Annotated in this window: 22 protein-coding genes and 3 tRNA genes; all 25 read right to left on the reverse strand. The window is 48.3% G+C overall.

Features of this window, described 5'->3' with window-relative positions; all coding sequences use genetic code 11:
* Position 1 precedes the first annotated feature (1 nt).
* A complete protein-coding gene (locus CZ379_RS20145; protein WP_110933258.1) occupies positions 2–568 on the reverse strand; it encodes a phage adaptor protein in 567 nt (188 codons plus the stop codon).
* Between the two features lie 105 nt (positions 569–673).
* Complete coding sequence (locus CZ379_RS20150) at positions 674–946, reverse strand: DUF2829 domain-containing protein (RefSeq protein ID WP_110933259.1); 273 nt, start codon at positions 944–946, stop codon at positions 674–676.
* A 64-nt stretch (positions 947–1010) separates the two neighbouring features.
* Entirely contained in the window at positions 1011–1970 is a 960-nt protein-coding gene (locus CZ379_RS20155) for a Mu-like prophage major head subunit gpT family protein (protein ID WP_199925700.1), read from the reverse strand.
* A gap of 25 nt (positions 1971–1995) precedes the next feature.
* Positions 1996–2415: a hypothetical protein gene (locus CZ379_RS20160; protein WP_110933260.1), complete on the reverse strand. Its 420-nt coding sequence runs from the start codon at positions 2413–2415 to the stop codon at positions 1996–1998.
* Positions 2416–2428: 13 nt separating this feature from the next.
* Entirely contained in the window at positions 2429–3394 is a 966-nt protein-coding gene (locus CZ379_RS20165) for a hypothetical protein (RefSeq protein WP_110933261.1), read from the reverse strand.
* Between the two features lie 74 nt (positions 3395–3468).
* Complete coding sequence (locus tag CZ379_RS20170) at positions 3469–3804, reverse strand: RyR domain-containing protein (protein WP_110933262.1); 336 nt, start codon at positions 3802–3804, stop codon at positions 3469–3471.
* A complete protein-coding gene (locus tag CZ379_RS20175) occupies positions 3801–5894 on the reverse strand; it encodes a portal protein (protein ID WP_234404962.1) in 2094 nt (697 codons plus the stop codon). The genes CZ379_RS20170 and CZ379_RS20175 overlap by 4 nt, the downstream gene beginning before the upstream one ends.
* Positions 5891–6133 (reverse strand): hypothetical protein, encoded by a 243-nt coding sequence (locus CZ379_RS20180; RefSeq protein WP_110933263.1) that lies wholly within the window; start codon positions 6131–6133, stop codon positions 5891–5893. Before CZ379_RS20180 ends, CZ379_RS20175 begins: the two co-directional genes overlap by 4 nt.
* A gap of 219 nt (positions 6134–6352) precedes the next feature.
* Positions 6353–8191: a terminase large subunit gene (locus CZ379_RS20185; RefSeq protein ID WP_110933264.1), complete on the reverse strand. Its 1839-nt coding sequence runs from the start codon at positions 8189–8191 to the stop codon at positions 6353–6355.
* Positions 8188–8868 (reverse strand): terminase small subunit, encoded by a 681-nt coding sequence (locus CZ379_RS20190; RefSeq protein WP_110933265.1) that lies wholly within the window; start codon positions 8866–8868, stop codon positions 8188–8190. The genes CZ379_RS20185 and CZ379_RS20190 overlap by 4 nt, the downstream gene beginning before the upstream one ends.
* Before the next feature lie 249 nt (positions 8869–9117).
* Positions 9118–9233, reverse strand: a tRNA-OTHER gene (locus CZ379_RS26330).
* Between the two features lie 27 nt (positions 9234–9260).
* On the reverse strand, positions 9261–9464 hold the full coding sequence (locus tag CZ379_RS20195) for an Acb2/Tad1 domain-containing protein (RefSeq protein ID WP_110933266.1): 204 nt from the start codon (positions 9462–9464) through the stop codon (positions 9261–9263).
* Positions 9461–9706: a DUF2829 domain-containing protein gene (locus CZ379_RS20200; RefSeq protein ID WP_110933267.1), complete on the reverse strand. Its 246-nt coding sequence runs from the start codon at positions 9704–9706 to the stop codon at positions 9461–9463. The genes CZ379_RS20195 and CZ379_RS20200 overlap by 4 nt, the downstream gene beginning before the upstream one ends.
* A 22-nt stretch (positions 9707–9728) precedes the next feature.
* Positions 9729–9926 (reverse strand): sigma factor-like helix-turn-helix DNA-binding protein, encoded by a 198-nt coding sequence (locus tag CZ379_RS20205; RefSeq protein WP_234404963.1) that lies wholly within the window; start codon positions 9924–9926, stop codon positions 9729–9731.
* A gap of 153 nt (positions 9927–10079) precedes the next feature.
* Positions 10080–10153 (reverse strand) — tRNA-Pro (locus CZ379_RS20210).
* A gap of 3 nt (positions 10154–10156) precedes the next feature.
* Positions 10157–10239, reverse strand: a tRNA-Phe gene (locus CZ379_RS20215).
* A 157-nt stretch (positions 10240–10396) separates the two neighbouring features.
* Positions 10397–10807: a sigma-70 RNA polymerase sigma factor region 4 domain-containing protein gene (locus CZ379_RS20220; protein ID WP_110933269.1), complete on the reverse strand. Its 411-nt coding sequence runs from the start codon at positions 10805–10807 to the stop codon at positions 10397–10399.
* Between the two features lie 136 nt (positions 10808–10943).
* Entirely contained in the window at positions 10944–11309 is a 366-nt protein-coding gene (locus CZ379_RS20225; protein WP_110933270.1) for a hypothetical protein, read from the reverse strand.
* Positions 11310–11451: 142 nt separating this feature from the next.
* The gene (locus CZ379_RS20230) at positions 11452–12558 is read right to left on the reverse strand and encodes a sigma-70 family RNA polymerase sigma factor (protein WP_110933271.1); all 1107 of its coding nucleotides are present in this window, start codon (positions 12556–12558) and stop codon (positions 11452–11454) included.
* Positions 12559–12723: 165 nt separating this feature from the next.
* Entirely contained in the window at positions 12724–12948 is a 225-nt protein-coding gene (locus CZ379_RS20235; RefSeq protein WP_110933272.1) for a hypothetical protein, read from the reverse strand.
* 3 nt (positions 12949–12951) lie between these two features.
* On the reverse strand, positions 12952–13350 hold the full coding sequence (locus tag CZ379_RS20240) for a RusA family crossover junction endodeoxyribonuclease (RefSeq protein ID WP_110933273.1): 399 nt from the start codon (positions 13348–13350) through the stop codon (positions 12952–12954).
* 142 nt (positions 13351–13492) lie between these two features.
* Complete coding sequence (locus CZ379_RS20245; protein WP_110933274.1) at positions 13493–13762, reverse strand: hypothetical protein; 270 nt, start codon at positions 13760–13762, stop codon at positions 13493–13495.
* 321 nt (positions 13763–14083) lie between these two features.
* Entirely contained in the window at positions 14084–16342 is a 2259-nt protein-coding gene (locus tag CZ379_RS20250; RefSeq protein WP_110933275.1) for an AAA family ATPase, read from the reverse strand.
* Positions 16343–16966 carry a hypothetical protein gene (locus CZ379_RS20255; protein ID WP_110933276.1) on the reverse strand — a complete coding sequence of 208 codons (624 nt, stop codon included), beginning with the start codon at positions 16964–16966 and terminating at the stop codon, positions 16343–16345. It lies immediately after the preceding gene.
* Between the two features lie 81 nt (positions 16967–17047).
* On the reverse strand, positions 17048–18562 hold the full coding sequence (locus CZ379_RS20260) for a DNA cytosine methyltransferase (RefSeq protein WP_110933277.1): 1515 nt from the start codon (positions 18560–18562) through the stop codon (positions 17048–17050).
* Between the last annotated feature and the right edge of the window lie 6 nt (positions 18563–18568).

Here is an 18568-nt window from a genome sequence, read left to right on the forward strand (position 1 = left end):
TTTACCACCTCTCATTCACGCTGTATTTTTCATAACCGTTATTTACAGCTCTATAGTCATTGAGCAGCATTTCGTACGTTCCCTCATATCCGCTTGTAATCTCTCTCAACACACCGTAAACCAACAGCATGTCATAGTCTGGGTCAAAGCCCGTCATGCCGTCCATATCAGTAACTGTCAATGGTGGCAATACCGGAATGTGAAATATCTTAAGCCCTACTGCGACGTCTTCAGTCGGTGTAGGAACAAGGCCTATCATACTCCCCTGAACGTAATAGTAGGGTTTGATCGAAGCATTATGAAATTGCCTGTACGGCAGGCGCCGCCAGTTCCCTTGCCAGATAATATCAACGTCAGTAATATTACCGACCGGGCAAGGGAGTACATAAAGAGCCTGCCCACCCTTCAAGTCAATTCCCGTGCAAACTGTATCAGTCTGCTGCTGGGCTGATCCAGGCTGCCTAAGTAGCCGATCCCTTACCTGTGTCACTTTTCTTACTATCGACTGCGGCGACAGGTAGTTCGGCGCCTTTTCCTGTATTTCTTCGACCACGTCCTTTAACAGCATTTTGCCCCTCCTCCCCTGTCTTTGCTATAAGCTTTTCAAGTAGATCATTTGTCCGGCATTGTTCTCGGTATATTGCATTCAATGCGTCAAGTTCATCACGGTACATTATTGCGAGCCTCCGCCAACAACTACCCAATCCTCGGCCAACATGTCCGTCTGAGATGCAAGCCAGCCGATAACGATTGTATTCTGTGCCGTCTTCATTGCGATTGAATCTGTAATTACTGGTTCGCCAACGTATTCGCCGAATCCGTACTTCAAGCCACTCTGAAGGTCACTTCCTTTAAACAAGAATAGAAACATTCCCTTACCGTTCCAGCCAGAACGAGCAACTTGCTTTCCCTCTTTTAAAGACTCAATTGCTTTCCCGAAATTCATCTATATCACTCTTCCTCTTGAATTTTTAAAACAAGGAAAGGGAGCCGCAGCCCCCTGTACCTGTTTACTGAACGTTATGACCGTATATAAACGAGTAGTTAGTAAAGCCATAACCCCACCGACCGATTGCCTTGTGCTTGGTTGCTTCCGTGTCGAAGTCAGTCATCGTTCCATTCTCTACCTTCCGTCTCCATTGCCAGATGTTGGACTGCTGCATCCGAGCTGAGTCAGCTGCGAACCAGTTTTTGCGCTTCTTAGGGTTGATGAACGGATTAACGATTACCTTGATATTTCCCATGTACATGTTCGCATCAAAGTTTCCGCTACCTGGCTCATACTTCGGAAGTTCGGAGTCAGGCAATCCGGCAATCTTAAACGCTGCGCGAGCATTGTACGGAGCCACGATTAACGTATCCGGAATGACGGCCATCGTATTACCCTTGTCGTCAACCCACTCCTGCATGGCTACGGCGGTTTCATCCCAGGAGTCGATCGTCAATGGCTTGTCTCCCAGGTTCGACTGAACGTCTGTGCTGTTCGTAGGACTGTAAGGGTGATCAGCCGCACAAAGCGGTTTGCCGTCTGGACCCACATAACCCTCAATTCGTCCGCGCCAGTTCGGCCCTGAAGCAGAAAATGCATTCACCAAAAACTCAACGGCTTGCAGCTGCTGGGTCTTGTAAACCGAATCCGCCAAGGAAGCAATGCGCCGTTTAATCTCGGTCAATTTGAGATCGTCGATAAAATCGCGCTCGATGATTCGGCCATCAGAGAACTTACGGTTCTTGATGATTTTCTGCCAGAGCTCGTCTACATCCTCATAATAGACCTGGTTGTTCGAACGGCTCCATTCTTCCATCAAGCCTTCTCCACCAACCCCATCATAGGATTCCATTGATTTACCGGAAGTTGTCACGTTATAAAGTAGCGGGATAAAATCCTTTTTATCTTTCATTGCAAGCGAGTATAGTTCCTTAAAAATAGGTTCCAGTACTCGCGGATCCCAACGAAGTGCTGTTTGCATAGATTAGTTCCTCCTTATGAATGAATTAAGAAAACTGCCGGTTCTTGACTTTGACTCGCACCGTTTTCTTATTTTCGTTGATTTCAAAAACAGACAATTGTCCGCCCGTCACCGTAGCGGAATCAGCGGAGAGTCCGTCAACTGCGAGGGCAACCTCAGATGCACCGGGCAAAAACTCTGCGTCAGGCGTTCCTGTATACGCCGCGTCATACCAGTCGCCTTCACGAGCCAGGATATACTCCGCCGGCTTATCTGTTCCTGATTCAATATTTGCAGTCAGAAAGCCCGCGATCGGATCCGTGGCACCCGCTTTGGTAATCCGTCCATTTTCGATCTTAATAGCCTCTCCGGCACGCCCTGCCTCCCCATCTGTCATGAGGTTTTCTGTAATACGAGTAGGGTCTTTGCCGTAGTCGTTAAACACATATCTAAATCCTTGAGCCATGTTAAGTTACCTCCTATTTTTCAAAGTTCTTTGCATACTTGTTAGCGTTTTTCGGGTCGAGTTCAAACAAAGCGAATGCGCTTAACAACTCTTCCGGCGCTGAAGGCTCCAGTTCAGCGCCACCAGCCTTCTCCACGTGAGCCCGCTTGTTAAGCCGCTGTTGTTTAAGGGTCGACTGCTCAGCGCGCTTCCGCTCGTCTGCAAGCAGCGTGTCACGATGTACTAGCTCGTAGGCATCAATGGGATCATAGCCTCGCTGGATGCGGGCTTGCATCTCAGGCGTCATCCACGGTGCCGCTCCCGTCTCGGCTTCAACCTGCTCAGCCAACTGAGGGTATTTGCGAAACAAGTCCTCCCAGCCCTGGACAGCTCGCTGCTTGCTCTGTTCCTGTTGCCTCAGCTGCTGCTCCTGCTCACTTCGTTGAATAACCTCCTGGGCTTGTTTCAATAGCGGGTGGCTATCCAAGTACTGATCCATTACCGTTGGATCGATGCCTGCATTCTCGGCTTCGTCCCGGAGCTGCTGGCGAAGCTGGGCAAATTGATCTTGCTGCTGTTGAACCCGTTGCTGTTCGATTGTGTCCAAGTTAGCGATTAAGTCGGAGTAATCTTTATACCCCTGTTGCTTGGCTATCCGGTCAAGGGCGGCCTCGTATTGTTGAGCTTGCCCTTTTACCTTCTTGTAATTGAGTCCCATCTGTAAGTACTCAGGGACTTGTTCATCCTCGACCGTTACCTCCTGGCCGTTGTGTTTGACCGTAATCCCTTTCGGCTCCTGCTCCTGTTCGGATTCGCTGTCTATGGCTGGATCAGCTTCATCCTCAACGGAATCAGTTTCGCCTGGATCTTCGTCCTCGGGATATGGGAGATTAAAAGCCTCGTAATGTCTCTTGATTTCTTCCTTCTCGCTGCTATGGCTGGCAGCATCCTGCGTATTCTCCACGCTATGGCTGGCGTTTTGAATCACTTCGTTTTCCATTGTTATCCTCCTAATCCGCTATGGCTGGCGGCAGTAATATAAAAAGGCTCACGCAGTCTCAGCGTAAGCCCGGTTTACTTGAAGCAGTCCACAATCGCTTTGAATAAATAATCTTTTGTTCGCTGCTCGAGTGGAAGTTGATCATACGGAACCATGCAAGGGTGCTCCTTTTTCTCAGGATCCTTAACAGAGCCGTAAACCCATCCCGAATCAACCTTCTCTTTCATCCAATTTTCGTGGGATTGCTCGGGAGTCGTGTCGTTGTTTAGGTGAAATTCTACACCATTCACCGCACTATCTCTCTGCCATTCGGGGGCATCTTCCCAGCTGGGCTGCGAAGCATCACCGATACTGCTGCAGTAAGCTCGATTCACCTCGTGGCATATTCTTGCAATTTGCTCATTTTTCAAAACATTGGCCCTCCCCTATTCGATTTCATAATCTCATTAGCCGTCTTCGCTGCGTCGAGCTCTAACCGCTGTTGTTTAAGAGACTGTTCAAATTGCTGACTCTGCTGCTCCTGCTGAACTCGCTGATCCGTGAGCTGTTGTATAGCCATCTGCATTTGTTGGTTCTCCTGCTGCAGCTGCTGGACTTGCTGCTGAGCCTGCGCGAACTGTTGTTGCAGCCCCGCTTGTTCCTCGATTCGTTGCTTGATGACGTCCATCGGTTCCATACGCCCAGTCTGAATAACATAACGCACAGCCTCAGCATCGATCATAGGCAGCCCCGTAATTGGATCCTGAACATTGAGCAAATTGAAAGCTAGTTGCAGCCAGTATTCGCGGTCTTGTGGCTTGTCTACACCGATATGGACATTCAGATCAAACTCGGGCACGAATTCCTCTTGCACTGGCTGCGGTTCGCCTGGAAGTAGCTCCCCTGTCTCGTCCGTCGATGCTGAGGCATCAAATTCCGCATCGACTCGGGATATGATAGCGTCGCGGCTAATACTGACATTTCTGCGGCCTGTTACCCGTGCAATCCGCTGAGTCGTGTAAAACTGTGCGATCAGTTCCACGTATTGAGTAAATACCTCGATTAGTGCTTCGCTGATCAAATCGGAAACGGTATTCAGGCGCGTTCCAGAAGCTGCAATAAGCGTCTTCGCCTGCTCCCCTGATGTGACCTTGCTGTTGGCTTGGCCATTCGCTGAATCGAATACACCGGGGATCTTCTGAAGCATTTCGTCATAGTAAGCCAAGCTGTTAAATACGGTACTCGGAACATTGACGCCTTCGAGCTCTTTAACGCCACTCATACGCCCCATAGCGACCGGAAGCATTGCGCCAGGCAAGCCCCGCTGCTCTTGCCATGTCCGCGGCTTAGTGATTGCCCCTTCCTCGTACATGATCGCGGATCCACCCTGCTTCGCCATCGTCTCAATTGCGATTTCAGCATACTTGTTTTTAAATATCTGCGGCTTGATCATGTCGCGCATGAAGCCCTTGCCCCAAGGGTTACCCTCTTCTGGATATAACGTTCGAGCGGTGAATGGGTACTGGCCGTGGTCATATACATACGCTTTATGCTCCAGGAACACGCCGGAAGTCGATACGTAAATACAGTGAACACCTTCCATGCTGCCGTCAGCCTTGGCCAAGTACTCTGACGGGTCAATTCCCTGCATCAGCTTCTCGTCGGCCTGTTCTGTGAAAAGCTCCTTATCCTCTTTGCTGACCAACTTCGGCAGCCCTCGATACCAGTACTCGATTAAGCCGGAAGTCTTCTCGCTAACCGTTGTGTTAAACGAAGACTCCCCGCCTCGGCTATCGTATACGTCTGTGCTGAATATCTCGACTTCGGAGGACACATTATCAGGCATAACCTTCTTTCCCTGCTCTGGCCAGCGCTTTTTGAAGTATTCGAGCGGCTTACGCATATGGATAATGATTGCTGACATATCTTGCAGATAGATAAAATCGTTAATCCGTGGATCCGGGAAGAAGGTACCCAGGTCAACCGGCAGAATGTCGTTTCGTCCTTGGTATCGATTCAGACCCCGGCCGCCTTCGACCGTTGGGTCATAGATCGTCTTATAAATAAGAGGCCCATGAATCACACAGCGCCGGACAGCCCGGGTATGCTTGTGTCGGAATTTAATCTGCCGCAGCTCGTATGGCATGAAGTCGTTCAAGTCCCGCGCCTTTTGCTCGTCTCCAGGCTCCATAGCGCTGTAATCAGGCGTAGGCATCCAGCCGGTAAGCTTACCGACGATAGATTCCACTTGGCTAAATACAACGTTCTCCACCGCATCTGGCCGAAATTTCGAGACGGCGTCCGTTCGAAGGCCGCGCCAGTGATCACCCATATAAAAGCGTTGCTCCTGCTGCCAGATCGCTTCCATCGGCTGCCTTGCTGCCTTGAACACTTGATAGTCCTGGCTGACGGTATCCCATATTTTCTGCTGCTCCGGCGTATTCGGGTTAGTGCTATCTTGCCGATCGGTAGATGTATCGGTAAAAATACCTTTGAATTTTTCAATCACACTCACACTCATGAGCTGTCACCGTCCACGTCCGGAATATTCGGGTCATCGTACCAGCTCAAAGGCTTACGGCTGGGGATCTCAGGAGGCGGGTCTTCCATTGCCTTGGTCATTGATACGTACTCCGTGTAATTCCTGGACATCAGCTTGTCGGTCAGCTCCCGGATTGTCTTGTCCTTATCGCGAATCATCAAACACAAAAAAGTGATGGTCACCATTGCCATCACCAGTACCATCAAAGCGTAGATCATTCCGCTTCATCCTTCCTCAACTTGCATATTTATTCGTTTTACCGCCATTCGCTCAAAATCAAAAAGCCCATAACCATGCGGCTTATGAGCGATTGTATATTCTATGCATAATAGTCTTGCCGTTAAAAAAGTGAAAACCCTTATGCATCAAGGGTTTTAGCGTTCGGACATATTCACAAAAGCTTGTGTTTTGAACACATGTCTTGCATACCGTATGCATTACCAGAACCCCTGAACCTTGGGCATGTCGTCGTCATCGTCATCATCAAAGTCTGACCGGCGACCAGGCAACGCCTCAGGAATTGCAGACCAGGCTTCCTCAGTTGCAAGGCTCATACTTTGTTGGTCTCTCGCTTTATGGGCTATCGCTAGTGCCATGATCGTGTCATCGTGCTTCCCTGTAATCGCCTCAGGCTTACCCTTATCATTACGGACAAATGTAAGCATTTCCTGTAGTGTGAGTATATCGTTTATAGTCTCTATGCTCTCTCGGACAACCGTAACGAGGTTAGATATGATTACTGGTCGAGTAATGCTTGTTGTTCGGAATCCGAACTTGTCATCCTGCTTATCTCCGTGATTACTATCAACGTTCTCACGCCGATACTGCTTATAGTAATTCAGCCGCGTCAGCTCTTTTACAGGATGGAGATCAAAGTTCATCTCAATCGCTATCAGAGCGTCATTGTAATATTTGCCTAAGCAGTACATGTACTTGGCAAATAAATCAGTATCTATATGTCCGTGCCAAACAGCGACCTGATCGCCGGTTATATTATCTAAGACTTGGCCAGACGAGAAGTCTGCCCCTCCTTCGGCGATGTCGCCCCCGATCACATACGGCCTTCCCTTTGAAGGTTGCTTATATAGCGTTATGAATCCGGACTCGTCAGGTACGAACCGAATTGAGTTATCCCAAATCTGTTCCCCATGTACATCCCAAATGAAATCCCCTCTAAGCGGCTCGTTTGTCTTATATCTTTTCCGCAACTCCTCGATTCGAGCGATGACTTTTTCCTTGTCGAATATAGGTTTCCCCGTGGCTAGGAAAGCCTCTTCTGGGTAGCACGGGTACTCCTGGTCAAGTTCATCTTTCAAGTCTTTCCACTTGTTGTAGTACCAGTTAAGCTGCTCCCAGTCTAGGCCTTCTTCCTTCCTTAAGCGCTTGATTTTCTCAAAAATCTTCCTCAATTCGCTCGATGGTTGCGACCCGAAGTTATTTACTGCTTGAATAAACTCTTCCTTTCCCTTGACTGTAAAGGGAAGTCTATATTCTGCTGTTCTCCACCAGACGTAAAATTTATTCTCCCAGTTGTTTTCCCCGTCCCAGAGATCCTTGTATTCATTAAAACCGTCTGCGGTGGTCTCCAGGATCTGAATACTGTCTTTGGTAAGTGCTTGCCCAAGCCCTGCAATAATCGACTGCATCTCAGACCAAAACGCAGCTTCTGAGCCGTGAAAGAAGTTAATCGTCTTAGACCGTCCGACATCTTTATTACCGGCTGTATTTACGCGCCAGCGGCTATTCAGGACGTCGAAATGAAACTCTCGTCGGTTGTTATACTTTATAGACGGTTGCAGCACTTCGGGAAGTTGGTTGTAAATGTACTTCGCTTTATCCTCGAATATAGTATTCGTATTATCTCCGCTGTCGGCTAGGGTGAACCCTGAAAAGTTTTTGTTTATGAGCGCATTAGCTAACTGATATGCAGTGATAAACGAGGTAAAGCCCTGCTGCCTCCCTTTCAACACTAGGAATTTTAAATGCAGCCGTTCCCCTTTTTGATATTCTTCCTTTGCTTTATTAATATCGTTCAGGAAGCTCCGTTGTACTTCATTGAGGAAGAAGGGAACTGTATTCATATCCTTGTCAACAATGACAAAGAACATTTCAATCAAGTATTCCGGATATCTGTTTATTTCCTCTCGGATCGCCGCATTCTCCGGCTCGATGAAATGTTCGGCTGCCGCCTGAATGAATTGACTATCGCGCTCTATATCATGATGTGTCTCCCACAACTCGCGACGACGGGTAATGATCTCCTGACATGTCCTCATTTGAAAAAGTCCTCAAGTTTATTGCGGATAGTGAGATCGATCTTGGATTCATCCTTGAACATGCCTAAGTGACGAGCGATGTTATCCAGTGCTTTGTCCTGGTCATGCATTTTGATCTCCAGCCCCGCAGCGGTTGCCTTGGCCCCGGCATACAGCGCCTTTGCCTTTGGACTCAGATCCCGAGTATCGTTAATGTGCAGCTGCCCATGGCCTTCCCCGTGGCAATTTGGGCACTTCGGATGCGGCCGAATCAACGGATCAAATCCATAGCCGCCAGCATCTGACGGCAATTTGACTGGCTCATTACCCTGTTCCGCCTCGATCCTCGCAATCTCACCCGCAGCCTCGTACTCCACCTCATCGATCCATTGGTATTGATGCCCGATGCCGAAGCAATAACGGCAGCAAACTCGCCGGAAATGGATGATCTCGTTCGGATCCGCAAAGGCGATATCGATCCAGCGCTGAAGCACCTGCTCCGCTTTGATCTCTACCTTTTCAGCTCGTTTGTTCATTGCCTCTTCAATGGCCTTCTGAACCTTAACATTACTTAACAGACGGCTTGCCTGCTGTTCTGCTGTCTTAGCACTGTATTTTGCCCTGATCGCCGCTTGCTTGGCATTGAGATCGACCAGGTACTCTTTAACGAATAATTTCTGCTTGGCCGTCAATGCCATCGCACTCAGCTCCTTTCAGGAATATTTAAGCGGGATCTCGTTGTATGTTTTGCATCGTGGGCACCTTGTCACTGGATTCGGAAACTCTTCAAGATCGAACCGTCGAGAAAACCAGTGCCCGCATTTCCCGCATTTAATATCGATTTTAGGGCTTTTCCCGAAAAGCATACTGACGGACAAGTTCCAACCTTGAAAATCTCTTGCTCTAACAACCTTCACGCGTCCTCAGCTCCTTTCGTGAATTGTAAATGCAGCCAGAAGGATTCGAACCTTCACATATGTGTTCTTCTGGGTCTTAGGCGGATCACATCCTACCAGAACCGTCACATACACCCTCTTGCGTCTACCTATTCCGCCATGGCTGCAAAATAAAAAAGCACCCGTTAAGGTGCTCAGTTCCTCGCTACTGCCGCATTAGCCCACATAACGGCTTCCTCCAGCTTCGTCATAGCTAATGACTTCTCGCGGCTATTCGGTGCCTTCTCGTCGATCAAGTAGGCCAGTTCCTTCGCCTTCTCACGGATCGCCGTATAAATTTCAGGTTGCCCTGGCTTCGGTGCGTGATAGCTAAAGTTATTCTCGATTTGCGGATTCATTTGACAACCTCCCAGTCCTCTGCAAGCATATCAGTTTGAGATGCAAGCCAAGGAACACGACTTTTAGGTGCTTTCAGATTATCTGTTTGGAGCCCGGTAGTGTCAATAAAAATATAAGGACTCGTCATCTTGCTGTGCTCATCAGGACGCTGCAATTCGATAAAGATCCCCTTGCCGTTCCAACCACTGCGCGCAACTCTTTCACCGGCCTTTAAGCTTTCAATCGCTTGGCCAAAATTCATTTTATTTATCATCCTCTCAGATTTAATAAAAAATGTCGCCAGATAAGGCTAAGACCAACTTGCTCAAGGCGTTTGCTCTCATCCTTCTTGCGGTTCTGTCACTCACACCCAGTTCAGCAGCTATTTCCCACTCATACCAGTGTTTTTTACTCATAAAAGCAAGTTTGATCACCTGTTCCTCTTCATCGGTCAGGACGGTTTCAATCGCTTGATCTATCAATCTCGCCACTGGGTTATTAGCGAACTTATATGCTTGATAAAGCCTCAACTCTTCGCAAAGCTGCTTCTTATCGATTTCATCCACCTCCGAAGATATAAATTACCGGCACCCGAAGGCACCGGCTAATCAAGGGGAGATGTTAACATGAATAAATCCGAACGGCAGGATTTGAACCTGCGACTACTTGCTCCCAAGGCAAGTGTGCTACCTGGCCACACTACATCCGGTTATGGCACCGGCATCAGGATTCGAACCTGAATCTCTGCTACTGTTTTATAGGGCCCTGCCCGCTCTACCGTTGAGCTATACCGGTGATGTAAGACGCAGCCGCCGAACAGTCTGAAACCATTGCCAGCTGCGCCTACTTCGTACAAACGAGATCTCCGACCTAGTAGAAATCCCGTCTATACAATTTGCTATGCTATTACTATATCAGGATTTTTCAAGGTCATGGGTATACAAAAAGTATACTATTCATCCTGAAGCTTTTTATTAATTCGCTGGCTTAACTTTTTAATCCACACATGACTATAGCCTAATTCTTCTGCAATACTTTTCAAATCCTTTTCTTCAACGTCTCGCATATAAGCCACTTTTGCCTCAACACCTGACAGCTGTCGAAGTATATTCTGTACCTGTTTCCGTGCATCAATCTTTTGGCCGAGCCGCTCGAAAGTTTTGTCAATTTTCGAATTTGTCTCGTCGTAGGACATCAAAGCCTTGTCAAATGGGATGTGTACCGGTAGAGGGCTCGACGGTAAAACCCCCTTAAAAACCTGCTGGTTTGAATACTTTATGTCCCCTTCAAGATCCTGCAGTCTCAATTCTAGTATTTCAACTTCTCTGCATAAGTCATAATAAATGTTAACTAGTCCACTCATGTCCTCTCACCTGCCTTAATGCATTTATGTCTAGGAAACCAATTCACCGTATATCTCTTCCGGCAAACCTTGCAGATCTTATAACGCATCCAGTAAGGTCGGCGGTATTTAGTCATTCAACTCAACCTCCTCTCGTCTATGCATCACGCATCATCGCTACAGAAGTAAATATAAACTTGCCATAACCCCTGTCCTCCACATCTTCGCTCTGGCAGATCGGACAAACGGTAACGGAATGATCTACTTCGTCATCGTCCTCCACATTGAACATTACTGCGCACTCCGCGCATTCGTAGCTATGCATCATCAACGGGGGAATTTCCGGCTTGCCCGAATAACTGACCCGTTGTGGCCAATCTATTGGATTTCGCAACCGCTCATGATAGATCATCGTCCGAATGGATCCGGGAGTACTACCTAGCTCGAGCGCAATTTCTTTAAGCGGCTTGCCAGCTAGGAACAACTTATTCAATTGCTTTCTGTCTACTTTTTCAGGATTCATTTGATCCACCTACCCCATTCGTTTATTCGGCGGAGGATCAGAGAGGAATATATAAACCTCCCCGATTAGCTCGCCGTTTTCGTCGTATATCAAATCCCAAGGGATGTCCTGGAAATACGGATCGACATCATATTTTTCTTTATCAAGCTGCATGGCGATCAAAGAGAATATAGTAAATTCCAGCGCCTTGATCATAGTGAAGGGTATAGCGCTTAAGGGGCACCTTCTTTTGTTTTAACCAGGCAGCTAAACGCTTGTTGACCAGACGGAGAGCCCCGTTCACATCCCCGCTCAATTTTCGGAGTTGGAGGCCGTTATTATCCACTCTAATCAAAAGCCTGTTCCCAGTGGCATCATAACCGACCTGTAAACACTGACCAGCTTTACAGCCTATTTCATGCACTGCCCGGCGATTAAAATGAATACCGTGAGCATTTAGCCCGATTGTTGGATTAGTGGGTACACCTTCATCGATAAACCATTCAACGTTATTTTTAAATACGGCTTTATCTGTTTTCTCACGAACTTTACTCATTCGAACTGCTCCCTTCTTCAACTCACCTGATTGGAATTTAAAATATTGATCTCCGATCCTCGCTAAAATTCGGCTGACTTGAACTTGTGTTACTCCAATTTCTTTAGCTATATTGCTTTGTGAAGCTCCCACCATCCGCAATTGAATGATGGTTTGCTCCGTCGATGTGAGGCATGAAATAAACTCCTGGACATAAACACTTGTAAAATCCTCCGCACTCGGCAGCAAGTCCAGTAGCGTACCTCCATCTTCGCCGTTGTCGTGTGTTACCGTCTGATCCAGAGAAGCTACTGACCATCCTTCTAGCACCTGCTTTGCCATCCGGGATATCGCTATACTCCATCCGCTCAATTCCGCTATGCTCTCAGCCGTTTCCTGCTCCCAACCTTGTTTACGGATCATCGCCAATTTATCTTGAATGGAACGGGGTATTCGAACCAGATGTCTTTTATCTCTCAAATATCGTTGAATGCTCCACTGGATCATGGGAAAGGCATAGGTCGCAAATGAAGTGACTTTTCCGTCAAAGCGATCAGGATCATAATTCCGGAATGCTTCAATGAGTCCAATTGTTCCTACGGACACTAGATCCTCATAATCAAAGCCGGAATTAAGGCTGCCATAAAATTTATTTGCTACAGATCGCACCATTTTCTCATAGTCGCGAAGCACATCGTCCTCGTAACCAAGATGGGGGTTATATCCGACATTCAAAAGACTTCCCTCCCCTCAAATCAGATCATACGTTCGGTTTCAAGGCCAAGTCAGTCCCTTCCTGATCCATGTCCCAGGACATTTGCTCGGCCAGAAACCCGCAACAATCGCATTGATATAAATCCGGTTTGATTTCGTCCAGCTCACTGCAACACTCTGGACAGGTCATTCCCTGCTATTCTGCCTTTCGTAGACTTCCTCCAGCCATTCAACCAGCATCATCATTTGCTTAATGGCTAGCCGGTTCCCCTGATATTTATCACAAATAGCAGAGGAAGAGTCAGCCACCCATGTCCAGAACTGTTCGCTTTGCATCCCATATTGTGCCGCAGCCTGATTTGCCTGGCCGATCCACGTCTGCACATCTGCGAAGAACGCTCCATAGTCCATAGGCTATACCTCTTCGATTTTGATATAGATGCCTGGTAGTGCAGCCCAAAACTTTTCAACGATCTCCGAAACGACTAATGCGTCGTCTTTCCAAAAACCACAATCTGTCATACAGTCCTTAAGCAGTTTCTGCAGATTGTCCGTATCAGGCTTGGTATGTTTATACTGGCCGTCTTGCCTATTGCCAGTGATCGGGAAACACCATTTCACAATCAAGCGCACTGGACCGCTATATTTCGCCCTTGGAACATGTTTGCCTAGGTGAGCCATCAGCTTCGCTCGGGTTGACTTTAACTCGTCCGGTTCATAAAAGACGGGCTTGTCATTTATGATTGAAACCTGCTTCTGCTGAGCTGTGACGGTCGGCACCTTTTTCATCGGCATAAAAAATTCAGTAGTCATCCTCCGTCCTCCTAGTGTCCGCAAACCGGGCAGTCATTCCAATCTTCATGACCATGTGGACATAAGTTCGGTTCATCTTTCGATCTAGTAAACCAACGCCGAAACGCAAGAATAATCCTTTTCACTGTCTTCATCCTCCAATTCAGTCGTCATCACGTTGTTTCTCCATCAGTTCTTCCCAGTCATCGATGGTTCCCCGTAAATAGCTTGCTGCTTCGTCATCGGAAAACAAGGCACCCCGATCCAGAACGAACTTCACTTGGAACACTTCCTCGCCGGCCTTGTTCTTGAATTTGATACCGAACTGCAGCTTACCGGCAATGTCATAACACCGCATAAAATTTCCGTTTCCGAATTCTACTGTTTCAGGAGTTTCCGTCTCCCAATATTTGTTATCGTATTTTTTCGTCATCTTTTTTTCTCCTCTCACGCGGAAGACTTTAAGGGGGAAGGAATGTTACAGGGGAGGAGGGAGCGGAAGCGAACCACTCCCTCCCCCATTACGTACATTCCCTCCCCAGTCTTATAGACTTACATAATCATGATTTAAGTCTTAAACATACTACTACGGGCGCGCGATATATACGCAATATATATATATATTAATAGGAACCACATTCCGCAGTTTATTGCGGGGTTGCGGCGACCATGATACTTGTAACTTGCGGCGACCATAAATTAATGATTACTGCATCATTTTGCAATCACCATAAAATTATGATTGCCGCCGCAATTATTCATCTACTTCATCTTCGTTTTTGACTATGCGGAAGCCGATTGAACGATCGATTTTATAGCCGTATTTCTTCACCCAATCTCTCACAGTTCGTTCAGCAACCGCTTTGCCAGTCGATTCATACCATGCCATGACATCGTTTAAAGTAGGAGGTTCGCCAAAATTACAATTATTAACTACGTCCTCAAACTCCTCGGCCTTGCTCCGGCGCTCCTTCTTTGCTTTGTCCTTCCTCTTATTCGTCGCTTTCTGCCATGGAGGAGCTTCTCCTTCTGGCTCGATGTCCTTCAGGCTGCCGACATCATCAACTCGATGAATCGGATACTGAAACCACATATTCACCGGATCAAACTTGGCATACTCCCGAAGCGTACCCTCCACGCGCCACGCTGAGCGTCCTTTCACTGCCTTTAGGACTTGCTCTATAGTCGGCATGATGTTTTCCATGACATGCGGCATTGCCCGTTTAGCGTGGTCTTCCATTGCCTTAGCGCTAAGCTCGTCATCCTGTGAAACATGCTCCTGCAGGTAGGCCGGGTTATGCTGCTCAAACAGCCGCTTGTACATGGCGCAGATCGCCTTGTTCTCCTCTTGTTTAAGCAGCGCCTCCGTCACTTCCAATTCCACTAAGTCGATTAGCGCGTCCGGATCCCGGGCGAATACGCCGCTGCCGCTGGCTCTGTCCATGGACTTCTTACCGCCTTGCGAACCTTTTGAATGATGGTGGCAGTAAATAACACTTGCGCCCAGCTCCGTTGCAACCTTATCGAACTGATTCGTGAAGTGTGCCATTTGATCAGCCGAGTTTTCATCGCCAGTTAAAACTTTATAAATCGGGTCAATGATTACGGCGATATAGCCTTTCTTGGCCGCCCGCCGGATCAGCTTCGGCGCCAGCTTGTCCATCGGCACGGATTTGCCGCGAAGGTTCCAAATGTCGATATTGCCGATGTTATGAGGTTGTAGCCCTAGCGCCTGATAAACATCCCTAAAGCGATGCAAACAACTGGCTCTGTCTAACTCCAAGTTAACGTACAACACCCTGCCTTTAGTACATTGCCAGCCTAGCCATTTGTCGCCTTCGCCAATAGCTATGCACAGTTCGATTAGTGCGAATGACTTACCGGCTTTCGATGGCCCGGCCATGAGCATTTTATGGCCCTGCCGCAACACACCGTGAATAAGAGGCGGCGCCAGATCCGGCATGTTGTTCCAGAAATCGGTCAGGCTCTCTGGATCTGGCAGGTCATCGTTAACACCCTCAATCCATTCATGCCATTCAGCCCAGTTTGCTTTACCGATGTTGGTGTCCACGATGAATTGCTTCTTCCCGTTCCGCTCAACGCCGGGCATGCGGGATAGCCTCGACGGGTTCCGATTCTGATTGTCGATGTTTAGCCCGTTCCTCTTACAGACGTTGTATAGGTAATCAACCCGTTTTCGATATTCGTCGTAATTGGCCGCTTCGACTCTAACAATAGCGTGGAGACTCTTGCCGCCGCTGTACACCATGACAGCGATCGGCAGCTCCAGCTCCCGCATAATCGCGTTCTGCTTCTCAATGTCCATCGTGTCGGATTCGACCAGCGCATACCGGAATTCGGTCACGTTCTCATTCTTAACGCCCTTACCGTCAAGCGGGTTGAAGCGAATCCAGGCCCCTGCTTCTGGCTTGTAATCGCCCAGTACCGATCCAATGTCACCCTCACACTGGTTCAGCCGCTGAATCAATTCGCCGGCCGTACGATCCCAGGCTCCCTTTGTGGGCAAATACTTGCCTTCATCGTTTTTCCATGTATCTACGACATAGCCAACGTTCTCAGAAGCTTCGAATAAACTTTCAAGATACGTGGTGAGCTGCTGCACCGGGTTCCAGTCGGCGGGCTCGTGGATTTCCTTGCCTTCGATCCAATTCCTATCGACTACCACATAATCGCCGCCGGAAATCTCGTCATCCCAGCTGAGCTCCCTGTCCTCCCGATCTGCAGACGACCGCGGCACCCATCCGTTATCCTTTGCCATTTGGGTAATCGTAGCCCCGGTAACCGGATTGGCCGTTCCCTCGAAGCTCGTCCACTTTTTGAAGCATTCCCCGGGATGATAGCGACCGCCGTCTCGCTTACTCCAGTCGTCCCAATCGCTGGCCGTGTAGCCCTCATACTTGAGGGCCATGCCGACCGAAATCCAGGTCGTGTAATCAAGTGATGTAGGGTCTATATATTGAAGCAAAGATATAAGATCGACTTTGTGTTCCATTCAACCCTCACACCTTTCTGGAGTATTAACGATTTTATCGACAGTCCATCCGAGTTTTAAGCGATTGAACACCGTGTGAGGGGCCAAGCCATGTGCTTCAGCTAACTCTGTAGCCGTGTATCGCTTGCCGCGGTATCGAAGAATGCGATTATTACTCCGGTTATTAGCCTGTGTCTTCATATCTACCCATTGGCAGTTTCCGGGGCTGTAGTTACCGTCAACATCGATGCGGTCAATCGTCAGTTCATCCGTATAACCGTTCGCTAAGGCCCAATTTCTAAATGTCATGAAGACGTGCCATTCATCACAAATAGAAATCCCTTTGCCTCCATACCATTCATATCGATCATGATCTGGATTGTAACAGCGGTTATGCATGCCCAACCAGGTACGGTACAATCGGTCTTTTGAATGACCCATAGACCGTTGGCTAATACGATTACATCCGCAACTGGAAGTCTTCCCTGAACGCAAATGACTTCCAATTACAGTTGACCTATTTCCGCAATCACACTCGCAAATCCACATTGCATTTCCGCTTTTTGAATTTTTCTCAGCTCTTCTGATAACAGTCAACTTTCCGAATCGTTGTCCAGCTAATTGATTGAGAACATTATTTGCCATGATGCTGACCTCCTTCCTGGTAACTGAGGAATGAAGGATCGATGTATTCTAGTAAAGCAATGAGGTCTAGTTTATGTTCCATTATCCCCCGCACTTCCCTTCACACTTACTCAAAAAACTGTCAATCACTTTAATCGCCGCCATAACGGGGAAAAACTGGAGTGGATCTACCGCATTCCCAAGAGCTTTCAGCCGGGCAATCCGATTTTTTATTCCATTGGCTATCCGTGGCGGCTCCCACTCATACTGTGGTTGCCCCATAAGTGCTGGCTGCGGATAGTTCGCAACAAATTCGGAAAGAGAGTCCAGCGGATTTATTCCACGTCCGTCCAACCAGGCGGAAAGTTCATCAAGCATTCCACCCACTCTGGATTGAGTTGTCCCGAACTCCCGCTCTTCATTATTGCGCCAGGAATCGAATCTCGATCGATCTGTGACCGCGGAAGGGTTGCATTCTTGCTGTCTTGGGCTGCAGGTGTGGGCCACATTTTTACCAAAGCATGTAAATCCGGTGTCCTGCGTTCTCTCTCTGAAGGACAGTCCCCCCTGATACTCCCTTTCGGCGTCGGCCACATTCGCACCGCTCCCGGCAGTCCGTTCCTGGGGTCTTTTGCATTGATATCCCCTCGTTTCTCCGAATCGTTCGCTCGAGGCGTCGGCCACATCTTTACCTGATCGTTTAGGTTCTGACTCCAACCTTGCCCCTTTTTCCGTTCCTGTCGAAAGGATTCCGGGTTGTCCCCGCTGCGGAAATCCCGCGCTTGAGGCGTTGCCCATAACCTCTGATCCATATTGTAAATATCCGTCCGAAGACTCTTGCTCTGCCCCCCGCCATGGTTCCCTATTGCATCTGCTGCATTTGGAGTAGCCCACATTCTCAAAACTTCCGGATCTACTTGCTCCCTTAGGTTGGCTGGCTTCGTCCTTCCCTTTCTCGTTGTCGTAGCCTGCCGGATCAACGCCTCTTCCGATCTTTGTCCCATATGATCCATCGTGTTCGGTGTAGCCCAAAATGATGATGCGGTCTCTGGGATGCGAGGCACCGACGGCCGCAGCCGGAATAGAAAAAACGATGACCTCGTAATCGATGTCTTTAAGGTCTTGACAGATACGTCCGAGAAGCATAGTTTCCTGTTGTGTAAATATCGCCTCGTAAAAGTCTTCTTCCTCCGTACGGGCAATTGTTCGGCTTTCCACTTCAATATCCCCGTCTGGCTCTGCCATACTGAGGAGCCCAGCAACATTTTCGCCAAGGAACCAACGGGGCCGGATATCTGCAACGACTCTGACAACCTCTGGCCAGAGATAACGCTCGTCATCTGCTCCTCCGCGTTTCCCGGCGTGACTGAATGGTTGGCAGGGGAATCCAGCGGAAATAATGTCAATTGCTCTATCGGTTCCAATGATTCCATCACGCTCCAATACCTCCCTCGTCAAAGTACAAACATCGTCGTATATGGGGCGGCCTGGGAAGTGTTTGGTTATTACCTTGCGCGGGAATGGCTCTCGCTCACAAAAGGCGACCGACTCCATTCCTGCCCAGGATCCGGCAAGATCAATGCCCAGGATGCCGCTGAATAAGCTAAGGTGTCTCATTAGTAG

Origin of the sequence: Paenibacillus bouchesdurhonensis (assembly GCF_900155685.1) — a bacterium.
GTDB lineage: Bacteria > Bacillota > Bacilli > Paenibacillales > Paenibacillaceae > Fontibacillus > Fontibacillus bouchesdurhonensis.